At 65.8% G+C, this 13,137-nt stretch carries 12 protein-coding genes; 2 read left to right on the top strand and 10 right to left on the bottom strand.

The genetic code is table 11. The features are described 5' to 3' along the window. The first annotated feature begins 3 nt into the window (after positions 1-3). Positions 4-1,509: a tripartite tricarboxylate transporter permease gene (locus IE266_RS04465; protein WP_189678850.1), complete on the top strand. Its 1,506-nt coding sequence runs from the start codon at positions 4-6 to the stop codon at positions 1,507-1,509. A 21-nt stretch (positions 1,510-1,530) separates the two neighbouring features. On the opposite strand, the gene IE266_RS27155 is transcribed toward IE266_RS04465, so the two are convergent. From IE266_RS27155 to IE266_RS04430, 8 genes are all read right to left on the bottom strand, one after another. Further along, positions 1,531-1,662: a hypothetical protein gene (locus IE266_RS27155; protein ID WP_268249742.1), complete on the bottom strand. Its 132-nt coding sequence runs from the start codon at positions 1,660-1,662 to the stop codon at positions 1,531-1,533. 1 nt (position 1,663) lies between these two features. Beyond that, a complete protein-coding gene (locus IE266_RS04460; RefSeq protein ID WP_189678849.1) occupies positions 1,664-2,971 on the bottom strand; it encodes a TRAP transporter large permease in 1,308 nt (435 codons plus the stop codon). Continuing rightward, on the bottom strand, positions 2,968-3,489 hold the full coding sequence (locus IE266_RS04455; RefSeq protein WP_229863894.1) for a TRAP transporter small permease subunit: 522 nt from the start codon (positions 3,487-3,489) through the stop codon (positions 2,968-2,970). Before IE266_RS04455 ends, IE266_RS04460 begins: the two co-directional genes overlap by 4 nt. Before the next feature lie 68 nt (positions 3,490-3,557). After that, on the bottom strand, positions 3,558-4,607 hold the full coding sequence (gene dctP / locus IE266_RS04450; protein WP_189678848.1) for a TRAP transporter substrate-binding protein DctP: 1,050 nt from the start codon (positions 4,605-4,607) through the stop codon (positions 3,558-3,560). A 79-nt stretch (positions 4,608-4,686) separates the two neighbouring features. After that, positions 4,687-5,922 carry an acetyl-CoA acetyltransferase gene (locus tag IE266_RS04445; RefSeq protein WP_189678847.1) on the bottom strand — a complete coding sequence of 412 codons (1,236 nt, stop codon included), beginning with the start codon at positions 5,920-5,922 and terminating at the stop codon, positions 4,687-4,689. Next, positions 5,919-7,568: a class I adenylate-forming enzyme family protein gene (locus IE266_RS04440; RefSeq protein ID WP_189678846.1), complete on the bottom strand. Its 1,650-nt coding sequence runs from the start codon at positions 7,566-7,568 to the stop codon at positions 5,919-5,921. The genes IE266_RS04445 and IE266_RS04440 overlap by 4 nt, the downstream gene beginning before the upstream one ends. Then, the gene (locus tag IE266_RS04435) at positions 7,565-8,365 is read right to left on the bottom strand and encodes an SDR family NAD(P)-dependent oxidoreductase (protein ID WP_189678845.1); all 801 of its coding nucleotides are present in this window, start codon (positions 8,363-8,365) and stop codon (positions 7,565-7,567) included. Before IE266_RS04435 ends, IE266_RS04440 begins: the two co-directional genes overlap by 4 nt. A 14-nt stretch (positions 8,366-8,379) precedes the next feature. Continuing rightward, positions 8,380-9,135, bottom strand: a complete 756-nt coding sequence (locus IE266_RS04430) for an SDR family oxidoreductase (RefSeq protein WP_229863893.1) — start codon at positions 9,133-9,135, stop codon at positions 8,380-8,382. A gap of 328 nt (positions 9,136-9,463) precedes the next feature. Between IE266_RS04430 and IE266_RS04425 the strand changes: the two genes are divergently transcribed. Continuing rightward, positions 9,464-10,120, top strand: a complete 657-nt coding sequence (locus IE266_RS04425) for a TetR/AcrR family transcriptional regulator (protein ID WP_189678843.1) — start codon at positions 9,464-9,466, stop codon at positions 10,118-10,120. Between the two features lie 240 nt (positions 10,121-10,360). Here the strand turns inward: IE266_RS04425 and dmdD are convergent, their stop codons facing one another. After that, on the bottom strand, positions 10,361-11,167 hold the full coding sequence (gene dmdD, locus IE266_RS04420) for a methylthioacryloyl-CoA hydratase (protein WP_189678842.1): 807 nt from the start codon (positions 11,165-11,167) through the stop codon (positions 10,361-10,363). 37 nt (positions 11,168-11,204) lie between these two features. Beyond that, on the bottom strand, positions 11,205-13,133 hold the full coding sequence (locus IE266_RS04415) for an acyl-CoA dehydrogenase family protein (RefSeq protein ID WP_308434563.1): 1,929 nt from the start codon (positions 13,131-13,133) through the stop codon (positions 11,205-11,207). Between the last annotated feature and the right edge of the window lie 4 nt (positions 13,134-13,137).

Below are 13,137 nucleotides of genomic sequence, written 5' to 3'. Positions count from 1 at the left end.
TGCATGAGCTCTCTCGAACTTCTCGCCGGCGGATTTCACGCGGCCTTCCAGTTCACCGCATTCGCGACGATCGTGATCGGGCTGCTGGTCGGCGTGGTGGCGGGCGCACTGCCGGGCATCTCCTTCGTCAACGCGATGGCGATGGCGCTGCCCTTCACCTATGTGATGGAGCCCACGCAATCGATGCTCTTCCTTGGAGGCATCTATGTCGGCGGCGTCTTCGGAGGGTCGATCTCGGCGATCATCATCAACGTGCCCGGCACGCCGGCCTCGCTGCCAGCGACATGGGACGGCTACCCGATGACGCGCCGCGGCGAGGTGAAACGCGCGCTGATGATCGCGGTGACGGCCTCGGCCACCGGCGGGCTGGTCAGCGCGCTCGTGCTGGCTTTCCTCTCCGCCCCCTTCGCAAGCTTCGCGCTCAAGTTCTCGCAGCCCGAGTTCTTCGCGGCGACGGTTCTCGGGCTGGTCAGCGTCATCGCGATTGCCAAGGACCAGCCGATCATCACCGTGGTATCGCTGCTGGCCGGCATCGCGGTGGGCACCGTGGGCGTCGACCCGCTGTATGGGCAGGCCCGGTTCAGCTTTGGCATCCCGCAGATGGAAAGCGGCATCCGCTTTGTCGTGGTGATGATCGGCCTGTTTGCCATCGGCGAGGTGGTCGACCTGATCGCCACCAATCGCGACCTGCGCCCCAAGCATTCCGAGGGGAAAGGAGCCAGGCCGAGACTGTCGGACATCTTCAAGGTCAAGGGCGCGATCCTGCGCGGCACAGGCCTTGGCTGCATGATCGGCATGATCCCCGGTGCCGGCGCCACGCCTGGCGCAGTGATCGCATATGGGGTCGAGAAGCAGGTGTCCAAGCGCAAGGCCGAGTTCGGCACCGGCGTCGAAGAGGGCCTCGCCGCCCCCGAGGCCGCGAAGAATGCGACGACGGGCGCCGCGATGGTGCCGCTGCTGACACTGGGTATTCCCGGCAGTGCGGCGACGGCGATCATGCTGGCGGCGATGATGCTGCACGGGGTCAATCCCGGCCCGCTGTTGTTCATCATGGACCCGTCGATGGTCTACACGATCTTCGCGGCGATGATCATTGCCAACGTGCTGATGATCGGCGCTGGGATCGGCGTGGCGCAGATCTTCTCGACGCTGATGCGGACGCCGCCGGCGATCCTCGCCGCCTTCATCATCGTGCTCAGCGTCATCGGGGCCTTCGGCGTCAGGAACAACATCTTCGACGTCTATGTCTGCCTGGCCTTCGGGGTCCTCGGCTGGGGCATGAAGCGCATCGGCTTCCCCTCGGCGCCGATGGTGCTGGGCGTCATTCTCGGGCCGCTGGCCGAGCGGTATTTCCTGACCTCGCTGGCGAATTCCCACCAGGACTGGACGGTCTTCTTCACCCGCCCGATCAGCGGAACCATCCTGTTCCTGGCCCTGCTCTTCGTGGCCTGGTCGATGTGGGCGCCGATAACCTCGATGCTGTCGCGGCTGCGATACCGGGCAGGCTGACCCGGCAAGAGCAACGCCGCCCTACGCGCCCGGCGAGGCGAGACCGCGGACGAGGGCCTGCATCAGGTTACCAAGGCCGGCTTCTTGGTCAATCCCTGCCTTGACCGCAATTTCGACATGCGCGGGATGCACCAAGACGGTGACGGCGAGCACGTCAGCCTGCCGTCAGCCAGGCGGTTCCCTGCACGAGGATCGCCGGGAAAGCCATCAGAAGTGCGCCACATGCGATCAGCAGAAGGACATAGGGCATGACCGAGCGATAGAGCTGGAGTATGGTCGCCGCGGGGCAAATCGTCTTGAGATAGAAGATGTTGTAGCCGAAGGGCGGCGTGATGTAGCCGATGCAGAGGTTGACCTGGAAGATCACGCAGAACCACAGCGGATCGAACCCCAGTTGCACCACAACCGGATAGCACATCGGCAGCACCAGCAGGATGATCCCAAGCGGATCGAGGAACATGCCCAGGATCAGCACCACCAGTTGCATCAGGATCATCAGCATCCAGGGCGAGATCTCGAGATCGGTCAGGAAGGACTGCATGAACGAGATGCCACCCGCCGCCGAATAGACCGAGACGAAGGCGGTGGCCCCGAAGACGATCCAGATCACCATGCCGGTGGTCACAGCGGTCTCGTAACAGACCTCGCGCAGGAAGCGGAAGGTGACCTCGCCCTGGAAGGCGACGGCCAGCAGCACCGTGAAGGCGCCGACGGCGGCGGCTTCGGTCGGGGTTGCGAGGCCGAGGAAGATCGAGGCGAGGACGACAATGATGATGGTGAGCGGCGCCAGCACCGAACGCAGCGAGCGCAGCTTGTCCGCCAGCGGCACGGCGCGGCCGATGGCCGGGGCCGAGTCAGGGTGGCGCCAGGCGTGGATGACCACATAGGCGAGGATCGCGGCGAGCATCAGCAGGCCGGCGATGAGGCCGCCCATGAACAGCTTGCCGATCGACAGGCCCGTGGTCATGCCGATGACGATCAGGGTGATCGAGGGCGGGATGATGATGCCCAGCGTGCCGGCAGCCGCGATGGTGCCCAGCGCAAAGCCGCGGTCATAGCCGAGCCGCTCCATGGCGGGCATCCCGATCTTGCCGGTGGTCAGCGTCGAGGCGGCGCAGCTGCCGGTCATAGCCGAGAGCACGGCGGCAAATCCGGCGGTGCCGAGCAGCAGGCCGCCATTGACCCGGCCCGACCAGAGGTAGAACGCCTGGTAGAGATCGCGCGAGATGCGCGAGCGGGACAGTGTCACGCCGATGAAGACGAAAAGCGGGACCGCGGCCAGCAGCACCGACCACATGGTACCGAACACCGCCGAGACCATGGGAAAGAGGCCGTTCGCGCCGCTCAGGATCAGCGTGAAGACAACGGCCACTCCGCCCAGCGCGTAGGAGAGCGAAACCCCGAAGATGATGAGCAGCACCAGGCTGCCGAACATGCCGAGGGTCAGGAGTTCGGGGGTCATGCCGGCGTGCTTTCTTCGCTGGTGGCGGTGGCGGGATCGGGACGGATCATGCGGCGCAGGGAATCGAGAAGTTCGGCGACGCCCTGCAGCGCGATTAGGACCACGCCGATGAAAAGGGCGAGCTTGATCGGCCAGATCGGGTGGCCGAGGGCGCTGTCATCGCGTTCGTTGAACAGCCAGGACATCTCCAGGTAAGACCAGGCCTGGTAGCTGAGCGCGCCGGTCCAGAGCAGGAGCACCAGGTAGTTCACCACATCGAGGAAGGCACGCCAGCGCGGGAAGCGGTCGTTGAGCAGCAGGTCGACCCGCACGTGACCGCGATGGATCAGGGTATAGGCCCCGAGCAGCACGAAATAGGCGCCGAAGATCCGTTGCGTATAGCCCTGCACCCAGACGGTCGGCGCATTGAAGACATAACGCATGATCACCTCGTAGACGATGATGACCATGCCGATCAGGATGGCAAAGCTGATCGCCTTGCCCAGAAGTGTGTTCAGATATGTGACCAGCCGCACCATGCGCGCCCTCCCCGCTCTGCTCCCGCACCGGCATACGTGCCGGATCTCTCCGGCACGCGCCAGTCGGATCAGACCTTGCCGGTCTGCCGCATGAAGTCGTGCAGAAGCGCGCCGAGGCGGCCGCTGTATTTGGGATCCTGGGCCGAGATCTCGTCGACCACTTCGAGCGACTTCACCCGCATCTGCTCCAGCACCGAGTCTTCCATCATCGAGATCTCGCCGCCGGCCTTGTTCACGAAGGTGTCGACGCCGTTGAGATCGGCCTGCATGATGCGCGCGGTATAGATGCCGGTTGTCGCACGGACGGCATCGGCAACCACCTGCTTGTGGTCCTCGCCGAGCTGGCTCCACTTGCCGGCATTCACGAAGAGCTCGAGGTTGGTCGGGCTGACCAGGTCGGGCTGGATGATGTAGTCGGTGACTTCCTGGAAGTTCATGCTCATCCCGCCCGAGACGCTGCCCCAATGGGCGGCATCGACGATGCCGGTCTGCAGCGCCTGGTAGAGCTCGCCACCGGCGACCGACACGGGTGCGGCGCCCATCTTCTCGAGCACGCGCGCGGCGGTGCCGGTGGTGCGGATCTTGTAGCCCTTGAAATCTTCGGGCTTGTGGACCGGGCGCTTGCCGAACAGGGTGACGCCACCGCCGGCAATCGGGCCGACCTGGTAGATCCCGCGTTCCGCATAGGCTTCGCGGATGATGTCGAGCGCGCCCATCTCGTACATGTAGTATTCCATCTCGGTGTTGTTCGAGAAGGTCGCGAGGTTGCCGTTCAGGTGGCCTGCCGCCGGGATCTGGCCGACCCAGTAGGCCGGGAAGGTGAAGGCGGCATCGAGCGCGCCCTGGGCCGCCGCCATCAGACTGTCGCCGGTGGAGACGATGGAGCCGGGAGCGTGGGTCTCGATCACCAGTTCGCCGTTGGTCGCGGTGGTGATGCGTCGCGCGAGATCCTGGAAGATCGCGTCGTAGTACCAGGTCCCGGTCGGGAAATGCGTCTGCATCCGCCAGGTCGTCACCGAACTGGCCGCCGCGATGGTCGCGGGGGCGGCCAGGATGGCGCCGCCGGCCAGCGCGGGTGCGCCGGACAGGATGCGGCGGCGGGTAATCGTCTTGGTCATGTCTTCTCCTCCTCTTAAGTCTCGGGACACGCGTGCCCCTGCAATAGGTCCGTGGATTGCCGTTCCGGACAACGCCCGATCAGGCGCCTGCCTCGACGACGAAACTGACGATGGTGGTGGCGCTGCCGCCCAAGTTCAGGGTGCCGTAGCGGCGGGCGCCCTCGACCTGGTAATCCCCGGCCCGGCCGGTGACCTGGCGGGCGGCGTCGAGCACCATGCGTACGCCCGTCGCGCCAACCGGGTGGCCACTGCCGATCAGGCCGCCGCCGGCATTCACCGGGAGGCGGCCGCCGGGGGCGATGTCGCCGTTCTCGATGGCGCGCCAGCTTTCGCCCGGTGCCGTGATCCCGAAATGGTCGATTGCCATGTATTCCGTCGAGGTGAAGCAATCATGCGTCTCGATGCCGTCCAGATCGGCCACGCCGGAGATGCCGGCGCGGGTGAAGGCGTTCTGGATCGCTTCGCGGACATGTGGGAAGACGTAGTGGCTGTTGGCGCTGTGCGCGAGCTTCTCCTGCAGTCGCAGGTGAGCGGTGGTATGGCCCCAACCCGCGATCCGCGGCAGGTCGTCGAGCGACAGCCCCCGCGCCTCGGCCCAGGCGCGGGCAAAGTTTTCCGAGGCGAGGATCACCGATGCCGAACCGTCGGTGATCTGGGCGCAGTCCTGCCGGCGGATGATGCCCTCGATGACCGGGTTCGCCTCGTCATCGGCGGTGAAGCTTTCCGGCGTATATTGCCAGTCGCGGGTCTGGGCGTTGGGATTGCGGCGGCCGTTGGCGATGTTGATGCGCGCGATCTCGGCGAGATGGTCGTATTTCAGGCCATAGCGGCGGTCATATTCCTCGGCCACGCGGTGGAACATGTAGGGCCAGGGATAGGTGGCTTCCTGCCCCTCGGTTCCAACCCACATGGCCGCGCCGAGATGCTGGGCGGCTTCCTTGCCGGAGACGTTGCGTTCGAGCTCCACCCCCGAGACCAGGACGCAGTCGTAGCGCCCCGCCTCGATCTCGGCGGTGGCCGCCAGCATGGCGATCGAGCCCGAGGCGCAGGCCGCCTCGTGCCGCCCCGCCGGCCGGCCATAGAGCGCCGGGTCGATGGCCGCGAACATGCCGCCCAATTGTCCCTGCCCGGCGAAGAGCTCGCCGGTGAAATTGCCGACGTGGCAGGACTGGATCTCGGACGCGTCGAGGCGGGCGTCCGCCAGCGCGCCCTGCACCGAATCGCGCATCAGCTCGAAAAGCCCTTCGCCCCGGCGGGCGGCGGAGATGGCGAAATCGGTCTGGTGTCCGCCGAGGATGAAGATCGGTTGGGTCATTTGCTTCCTTTCGGATGGGGCGCCCCGGCGCGCAGTTCGGCTTCGGCCATCGCGCGTTCGCGCAGCGGCACCTTGGACAGCTTGCCGTTCAGGTTGCGCGGCAGCGGGTCGGGGGATTGGGTAACGAAATCGGGCGTCTTGTAGTCGGCGAGGCGCGCGCGCACATGGGCGCGCAGCGCGTCGGCGTCGACCGGGACGCTCGCATGGACGAAGACATGAACCCGCTCGCCCAGAACCGGGCAGGGCACGCCGACGGCCGCAACCTCGATCACGCCGGGAAACTCGTGGATGCAGTTTTCAAGTTCGACGCAGTAGACCTTGAAACCGCCCCGGTTGATCATGTCCTTGATGCGGTCGTGCACGCGCAGGTAGCGCTCGGCATCGACCGAGCCGATGTCGCCGCTGCGCCAGTAGCCTGCGACGAACCCCTTGCGCGTCGCCTCGGGCTGGTCCCAGTAGCCCGAGGCATTGCCGGGGCTGCGGATCCAGAGTTCGCCGTTCTCTCCCGGAGCCACCTCGCGCCCCTCTTCGTCGAGCACGCGGATGTCGACGCAGGGCAACAAGGTGCCAACGGTGTCGAGGTGTTCGCCCCGGCGCGCCGGCTCGGTAAGGGAGACGGCCGATGTGGTCTCGGTGCTGCCGAAGCCGTTCAGCAGTTGCAGGCGCGGCAGCCGGGCGGCCAGCTTGGTGATCGTCACCTCGGCCATGGCGGCACCGCCGAAATGGCCGACGCGCCAGGCGTCGAGGCGGCGGGTTTCCAGATCCGGCTCCAGCAGGATCAGGTTGTACATCGCGGGCACCAGGATCGCCGCGGTGATCGCTTCGGCCTCGAGCGTGTCGAGTGCGGCGGCGGCTTTGAAGCTGCGCTCCAGCACCACCAGCCCGCCGACCTGCATCATCGTCGTGAGGCCGGCCAGCAGGCCGGAGATATGGGTGATCGGGATCACCAGCAGCATCCGGTCCGCCTCGGTATAGACGAAACGGTCACGGTAGTTGCGCGCGGTATGCCAGAAGCCGAGATGGGTCAGCACCGCGCCCTTGGGCCGCCCGGTGGTGCCCGAGGTATACATGATGCAAGCGGGATCCTCGTCGCGCGCCGGCGAGGGCGCGTCGCAACGGTCCTGCCCGATCAGCGCGTCATGCGCAATAGCGCCCCGCTCGGCCAGCAGCGGCGGCTGCGGCGTGTCGGAACATTCCACCAGCAGGTGCACGGCAGGGATGGCCGAGGCCGGCGGCACCCTGTCGGACAGATCGCGTTCGTGGACCAGCCCGACCGCTCCGCATTGGGTCAGCATGTAGGCGAGTTCGTCCATGCTCTGACGGATGCCGACCGGCACCGCCACCGCACCCAGCCGCCAGAGCGCGTAGAGCGTGACGACGAATTCGGCGCGATTGCCGAGGAAGAGCACGACCCGGTCGCCCTGCCCTATGCCACGCGCGGCAAGACCGGCGGCCATGCAAGAGACGTTCTCCGCCAGTTCAGCATAGGTCATTGTGCGCGCGCCGTCCTTCAGCGCGGGGCGGTCGCCATGCGCGGCAACGGTGGCAGCCAGCATCCTGTCGAGGTTCTCGGCACAGTCGGAATGGCAGGGCACGATGCGGTCGCCATAGAGCGTGCGGTGACGGATCTGCGATGCGCCGGTCATGCTAGGGCTTCCCGCGGTTCGCGCATCCGTACCGCGCCGTCGATGCGCAGGACCGATCCGTTCAGCATCTGGTTCTCGATGCAGGCGAGGGCGAGATGGGCAAATTCGTCGCCCCGGCCCATGCGGTTGGGAAAGGGAACGTCCTCGACCAGGCGCCTGCGGGTGTGATCGGGGATGTCGCCGACCATCCCGGTCTCGAAGGTTCCCGGCGCCAGCGCCACGATCCGGATGCCGTAGCGCGCGAGTTCGCGCGCCAGCGGCAGGGTCATCGCTGCGACCCCCGCCTTCGAACTGCCATAGGCGGCCTGCGCTGAGAGCGCCTCGTAGGCCGCGACCGATGCGGTGTTGACGATCACGCCCCGGTCGGCACCGTCGAGCGCGACCTGGGGGTTTCCCCTGGCCAACCCGGCCGCGAAGAGGCGGATGGTATTGAACGTGCCTGTCAGGTTCACGTCGATCACGCGGCGCAGCCGGTCCATCGCGCGGGGCGAGACCTCGCCGGTCTCGCGGTCGATCTGGAAGACCCGCGCGGGACCGAGAATGCCGGCGCAATTGACGAGGATCGTCGGGCAGCCCAACTCCTGATCGACACGGGCGAAGGCGGGTTCCATCTGCGCCGCGTCGGCGACATCGCCATGCAGCGAAAGCGCCAGCTCGAGCAACTCCGCCGCTCCGTCGCGGGGCGGCAGGTCGATGCCGACCACCCGCGCACCGCGCCGCGTCAGGGCCTGTGCCACCGCGCGCCCCAGCCCCGAGCCGGAGCCGGTCACGATTGCAATCTGTCCTTTCGGGTCCATGCTGTCCTCCCGACCTAGAGACGCGCGGGCATGCGCAGCCCGCCGTCGAGGCGGATGGTTTCGCCGTTGATCATCGGGTTGCCAATGATGAAACCCACGGCATCCGCGAAATCCTCGGGCGTGCCGGCCCGCTTGGGGAACGGCGGCACCGCGGCGAAGACGACATCGCGGGACTTCTCGGGCAGGCCCTCGGTCATCGGCGTCCGGAAGACGCCCGGAGCGATGGCGGCAATGCGGATCGCATGTTCCCCGAGTTCACGCGCCAGTGGCAGCACCATGCCGGCGATACCGCCCTTGGAGGCGGCATAGGCGGCCTGGCCGACCTGCCCGTCGAAGGCGGCAATGGAGGCCGTCAGCACGATGGTGCCGGCTTCGGCGCCCTCAGGGCCGGCGCGACCGCGGCGGATCATCTGTGGGACCGCGCAGCGGATGCAGTTCAGCGATCCCATCAGGTTGACGTCCAGCACCCGCTGGAACTCGGCGAGGTCCATCGGCTCGCCCCGGCGCACCACCGATCCCGGCGTCGCGATACCGGCGCAGCAGACCAGGATGGAGACCGGACCGTGTTGCGCCTCGATCTCGGCAAAACAGGCTTCTGCCGCGGCATCGTCGGAGACGTCCAGCGCGAGCCCGTGCAGCCCGTTCGAGGCGGCTGCCTCGGCCGTGCGCTCGGCGCCGATGTCGAGAATGACGACGGTCGCCCCGGCTGCCCGCATCATCCGCGCAGTGGCGAGTCCAAGCCCGGAGGCACCACCGGTAACCACGGCCACCCTGCCATCAAGTGCGGCGCAAGAGGCCGTTCCTTCGCTTCTCAACCTAGTCCCCCCGCGGCCTCGTCGCCGTCCGTGCGATTGCGCGGACCCCTCCTGATCCGCCAGGGGTTACTCACGAGTAACACCTTACGGCAGAACCTAGCCACAGCCGAACGGGCTGTCAACGCACTGTTGGGCCGACAGGCAAGAACCATGTGCGCAATTGATCTTTCGAGGCATTTCGTCGTCTAGGTTGCACTGAGGAAGCGTCTTTGACAGATTTCGGCGTCATTCGCGCCGATCCACGGGTGCACGCGGACCACTACAGAAAAGGGGCCAGATCGACATGGGCGACGCGGATTCGGACTTCAGGGAGATGATCGCCGACGAATGGCGCGGGGCCCTCAACGATTCGGAACATCGGCAGGCTATGCGGCGGCTGACACTGGTTCGAGCGGCCGGGCGGGCCTTTGGCCGCAAGGGGTTTCACAAGACGACGCTGGACGAGATCGCGGCCGAGCTCTCGGTGACCAAGCCGATGCTGTACCGCTATGTCAAAAGCAAGCAGGAGATCCTTTACGAATGCCACCGGATCGCCGTCACCATGGCCGAGGAGGCTTATGAGGCCGCCATCCTCTCGGGCCAGTCGCCGCTGGAACAGATCAGCCTCTTTGCGGAAGACTATGTCGCGCGGATCACCAGCACGCTGGGATCATGCGTGGTGTTGACCGAATTCTTCTCGATGACCGACGAGGATACCGCGCGGATCCAGGCCCGCCGCGCACAGCTTGACCGGAAACTGCGTTCGCTCGTGTCGCAGGCAATCGAAGCCGGAGAGATTGCCCCCTGCGATGCCAAGATGGCTGTCTTCTTTTTCATGGGCGCAATCAATGGCATCAGCCGCTGGTTCATGGCGGATGGCTCGATCGAGGGCCCCGAGATTGCCAAGATCTTTGCCGCCCATATCACGGCAAGTCTGAGACCCACCAAGGATATGCCCTGAAGCCGGGTCATGTTACCCGCCGATAGATTCGGACCGGTTTCCGCCAAAAGTCGGCACGCGACATCCCAGGCGCAGCTGCCGTCCGAATCGCGGTACTGCAAGAATTGACCGACCGGTCTCCGCATTGCCAGGCGGCAGCGCCATATTCGGCGCAGAGGCCGCGCCGCTCAGCGAGAGGAGCGGCGCGGTTGGACTTGAGATCTGGCCTGCTGCAGTGTCAGGCGCATCACGAAGGCTACCTCAGCCGTTGGGGCGGACGCGGGCGGCGGTCTTGTTGGCAAAAGCTTCAAGCCGCGCGCGCGCGGCCGGCTGGGTGTTCACCACCCCCGCGACGACCGCTTCGGCATAGGCGGCGTCCATGCCCGACATGTTGTTCAAGTGACTTATCGCGGAACAGATGGCGAAGTTCGTAAGCGGCAGATTGGCGGCAATTTTCTCGGCCAATTCCAGTGCCTTGTCGTAGCTCGAACCCTCGACAAGGTATTGCGCGAGGCCCAGGTCGACTGCCTCCTGCCCCTGGTAGACGCGTCCGGTCAGGATCATGTCGATCATCCGCGCCTTGCCGATCATGTCGGACACCCGGATTGTCGCGCCGCCGCCGGTGAATATGCCGCGCTGGCCTTCAGGCAGGGCGAAATATGTCGACTGGTCCATCACCCGAATGTGGGCGGCGCTGGCCAGTTCAAGCCCACCCCCGACAACCGCCCCCTTGAGCGCGGCGATGATCGGCACCCCGCCGTATTCCATCTTGTTGAAGGCCTCGTGCCAGCGCAGGCAGACGTGCATGAAATCGTCGGGACTGCGGTCTGCCTTCCAGTGTTCGACCAGATCGAGCCCGGCGCAGAAATGGTCGCCCGCGCCCGTCAGGACAACGGCCCTGACCCCGATCTGCCGGGCGGAGCTGAAGAATTTCACCAACTCCTCGATCGTAGCGACGTCCAGCGCGTTGCGCTTATCCGGTCGGTTTAGCATGACGACCGCAACCCCTTCGCCATGTTCGCGGATATCGAGATTGTCGTAGTTGAGTGCATTTTTATCCAGGGCCATGGATCAGTCCTTTCGTGGCAATTTCGTTCGGCGGGTCTCAGAGAACGGCGGACAGCAGGCTATCGGCCCCGTTGACGATCCGCGCTCGGGCGCCCGCGCAATCGGGCAGGATGTGGCGCGCATAGAAGGTGGCGGTTGCGATCTTGCGAGTCATGAAGTCGACGTCGTCCCCCCGCGCGCGCGCCGCGTCGGCGGCCAGGAGCGCGCGGCCGAGTTGCCAGCCTGCCATCAGCGTTCCCGTCAGCATCAGGAAGGACACACTGCCAGCGTAAGCAGCATCCGGATCGCGGGGCGCGGTGTCGAGAAGGAACGACAGGCTGGCCTCGAAATCGTCGCGGGCCGCCTGCAGATGATCGGCAACTGCGACTGCCACGCCCCCTGCCCGACGCAGGTCCGTCTCCGTGTCTGCGATCATGCACGCCAGTCGCCGCGCCGTGCGGCCGCCGTCGCGCAGCGTCTTCCGTCCAAGCAGGTCGTTCGCCTGGATGGCCGTCGTTCCTTCGTAGATCGGCAGGATGCGCGCATCGCGGTAGAGACGCGCGATTCCGGTTTCCTCGATGAACCCCATGCCTCCGTGCACCTGCACCGCAAGCGAAGCGACGCGAACGGCCTGTTCGGTGCAAAAGCCCTTTACGACCGGCGCCAGGAACTCGGCCATTGCATCCGCTTCGGCCAACTTTTCGGTTGGGCCGTGCGCGGCCAGGTCGAGCCATCCGGCGGTGGCGATCGCCAGGCTCCTGCCACCTTCGACCAGGGCGCGCATCTCCATGAGCATACGGCGCACGTCCGGATGCCGGACAATCGCGACCGCTGCGGCGGTAGATCCGTCCACCGGGCGGCTTTGGACGCGCTCATGTGCCTGCGCCAACGCCTTCTGATGTGCCCGATCCGCGATGGCGACCCCTTGCACACCCACGGCGAACCGCGCTGCCGTCATCATCACGAACATGCATTTGAGGCCATCGTGTTCCGCGCCGACCAGGAACCCGGTTGCGCCGTCATATTCCAGCACGGCCGTCGGGCTGGCCCGCACGCCCAGCTTGTGCTCAAGACTGACGCATTTCACGGCATTGCGCTGGCCGGGCGAACCATCCGGTCCGAGAAGGAACTTCGGAACGATGAAAAGGCTGAGTCCCTTCGGGCCATCCGGCGCACCGGGCGTTCGGGCGAGCACGAGGTGGATGATGTTGCCCGACATCTCGTGCTCACCATAGGTGATGAATATCTTGGCCCCGTTTATCGCATAGGTACCGTCGGCCTTCGGCATTGCCCGCGTGCGTACCAGGCCGAGGTCGCTGCCCGCCTGCGGTTCCGTGAGGTTCATCGTGCCGGACCACTCGCCGGCGATCAGCTTACCGAGATAGAGAGCCTTCTGTTCTTCGGACCCTGCGGCAGCCAGCGCCTCCACGGCGCTGTCGGTAAGCAAGGGACAGAGGCCGAAGCTCATATCGGCAGCATTCAGGATCTCGGTCGCGGCGGCGCCCACGGCGCGGGGCAGCCCCATCCCGCCATGTTTCGGAGAATGTGCAAGGCTCTGCCAGCCCATCTTCACGAACTCGGCGTAGGCTTCGCCATAACCTTCCGGCATCACGACCGCACCCTTCTCGAGCCGCGCGCCGGTCTGGTCTCCGAGCGGCCCCAGCGGCGCGACTGTCTCGGCGCAGAAACGGCCGAACGCCTCCAGGACCGCCCGCAGATCCGCAAGCTCGACGTCGCGATAGCGCGGCGATGCGCTGACCTGCGGCCATTGCGAAAGCGACTCCAGATTGAACATCAGGTCCTTGATCGGCGGCTGGTAGGTCACGCGTGTCTCGCTGTTTGATTCTCGCTTCACGCTTAAATCTTCCAGATAATGCCGACTGGTAATCTCATAGGTGGACAGTTTATTGTCCTTAAGTGACAAAACAGCAGGTAGAACCGCCTCGAACGCGCGCCTCCGCCCTTGCGGACGTCCCGACGGTTTCATTCGA

It is taken from the genome of Seohaeicola zhoushanensis, from assembly GCF_014656415.1.
GTDB lineage: Bacteria > Pseudomonadota > Alphaproteobacteria > Rhodobacterales > Rhodobacteraceae > Seohaeicola_A > Seohaeicola_A zhoushanensis.
This window is presented reverse-complemented; position numbering and strand designations above follow the sequence as displayed.

Coding starts and splice junctions, on each gene's coding strand:
- dctP (WP_189678848.1), bottom strand. CDS start 4,607: ATGACCAAGACGATTACCCGCCGCCGCATCCTGTCCGGCGCACCCGCG.
- IE266_RS04465 (WP_189678850.1), top strand. CDS start 4: ATGAGCTCTCTCGAACTTCTCGCCGGCGGATTTCACGCGGCCTTCCAG.
- IE266_RS04445 (WP_189678847.1), bottom strand. CDS start 5,922: ATGACCCAACCGATCTTCATCCTCGGCGGACACCAGACCGATTTCGCC.
- dmdD (WP_189678842.1), bottom strand. CDS start 11,167: ATGGCCCTGGATAAAAATGCACTCAACTACGACAATCTCGATATCCGC.
- IE266_RS04455 (WP_229863894.1), bottom strand. CDS start 3,489: ATGGTGCGGCTGGTCACATATCTGAACACACTTCTGGGCAAGGCGATC.
- IE266_RS04440 (WP_189678846.1), bottom strand. CDS start 7,568: ATGACCGGCGCATCGCAGATCCGTCACCGCACGCTCTATGGCGACCGC.
- IE266_RS04435 (WP_189678845.1), bottom strand. CDS start 8,365: ATGGACCCGAAAGGACAGATTGCAATCGTGACCGGCTCCGGCTCGGGG.
- IE266_RS04460 (WP_189678849.1), bottom strand. CDS start 2,971: ATGACCCCCGAACTCCTGACCCTCGGCATGTTCGGCAGCCTGGTGCTG.
- IE266_RS04415 (WP_308434563.1), bottom strand. CDS start 13,133: ATGAAACCGTCGGGACGTCCGCAAGGGCGGAGGCGCGCGTTCGAGGCG.
- IE266_RS04425 (WP_189678843.1), top strand. CDS start 9,464: ATGGGCGACGCGGATTCGGACTTCAGGGAGATGATCGCCGACGAATGG.